Source organism: Acinetobacter sp. YH12252, from assembly GCF_013417365.1.
GTDB lineage: Bacteria > Pseudomonadota > Gammaproteobacteria > Pseudomonadales > Moraxellaceae > Acinetobacter > Acinetobacter towneri.
Genome location: NZ_VPEA01000039.1, coordinates 1 through 1528 on the forward strand (window position 1 = coordinate 1; position 1528 = coordinate 1528).

Here is a 1528-nt window from a genome sequence, read left to right on the forward strand (position 1 = left end):
TCAGCGTTTTATGACTACTCATGCCGTTGTCTGCTTTGTTCAGATACCCCAGTAACAGACTTAATCAATTTTGCGCTGGCGTCACCAAGCCTTCCACCCACAAAAAGGACGGAAATTAACTATCTGAGGCAATTAAGAACGAAAGAGGGATTTATTTTAAATCTAGTGTCGTTATAATTAAACAGCACGGAGATTTTATCTTGAATCTTATGTCGATTGTCAGATCACATAACTTTCGTTATTAATTCCCGCAAAGAATTAATAACCGTGCATCGAATATAAAACGAAACCCGATCATATTCAATATGGTCGGGTTTTTATTTTTCGCTCGCTAAGGTTCTGATTAATTCCCCAGGGGGGAAATAATCGGAAAGCGAGGGGAAAATAAGAAAGCCGAAATAGGTTATAAAAACTCCACCCCATAGAGTAAAGTCCACTATTAAATAAGTGGATTAAAGGATTAAATTATTGCGCCTACTGCGGGCGGTGCGTGCTGCGTGCCCTCGCCACGCCACCGTCCTCGTTCAGCGCTTAATTCATTCTATATAAAAACGTGTCGCCCCCCATTCGGGATGGCTAAAAACTCCCGCTTAGGTGCTAAGGGGAGCTTGTAATCAGGGAAAAGAGGTTTTTAGAGCAGAATCCATGCAGTCGGGGGCAACTCCGCCCCCTCGGTTACTACTGGAGAGAATTTTCAGGAATGCACGCTTACGCGTTTCTCAAGAAACAGGCAAAAAAAAAGCCCCCGTAATAGGCTTTTTAGTACCTTTCTATGTCAAACACTCAAAAGGATTTTTGTCAGCGTTGTGTGACCAGAGCAAATAAAAACTTCATCCCGCAATGATGGCTGTTAAGCAAAAGTTTCTACTCAATGCCTAGATATGATTTAGCACTGAGATACGCATTATTAAGCTCAACAATGTATTGTGTCAATTGTTCATAATCATCAATGTGTTGTTTAGCTAAAGTCATTGCATTGTTGTAATCATTTTCAAGAAATTCAGGATAATTTCTAATGAATGTTAAGACATACCAATCTAAATGTTTTTCATCTAAAAAGTTATCTTTTTCAATTTTAAGTTTTTGAATTATATCTATTTTTTCCATAAGCAAACCTAAGTAGTGAATTATCATTATGGTGAGAGTTGGAGAAGATCAGGAAATACTCACCCTAGAGCCTTGTCATGTCCGTTCATGGAACGGCAGACAATGCTCTAGGAGTATTACCCGAACGAGTCAAAGCATCACTACGGAGCCGAGCCATCGTTTCACAGGAGCGCATCACAGCGTAATGCTGCGCTTGTTTTGGTTAGGGCTTACGTCACCCCCTGAACACGTCCAAAACCGCCTATAAACGCTTTTAAATGATCACCGCAAGGGATTACCCCAATATACTCACGATCAGCGTTTTATGACTACTCATGCCGTTGTCTGCTTTGTTCAGATACCCCAGTAACAGACTTAATCAATTTTGCGCTGGCGTCACCAAGCCTTCCACCCACAAAAAGGACGGAAATTAACTATCTGA

The 1528-nt window shown here is 40.9% G+C and carries 1 protein-coding gene; it reads right to left on the bottom strand.

The features are described from left to right. Nucleotides 1–864: 864 nt before the first annotated feature. A complete protein-coding gene (locus FTV28_RS13420) occupies nucleotides 865–1107 on the bottom strand; it encodes a hypothetical protein (protein ID WP_167846521.1) in 243 nt (80 codons plus the stop codon). Nucleotides 1108–1528: the final 421 nt, after the last annotated feature.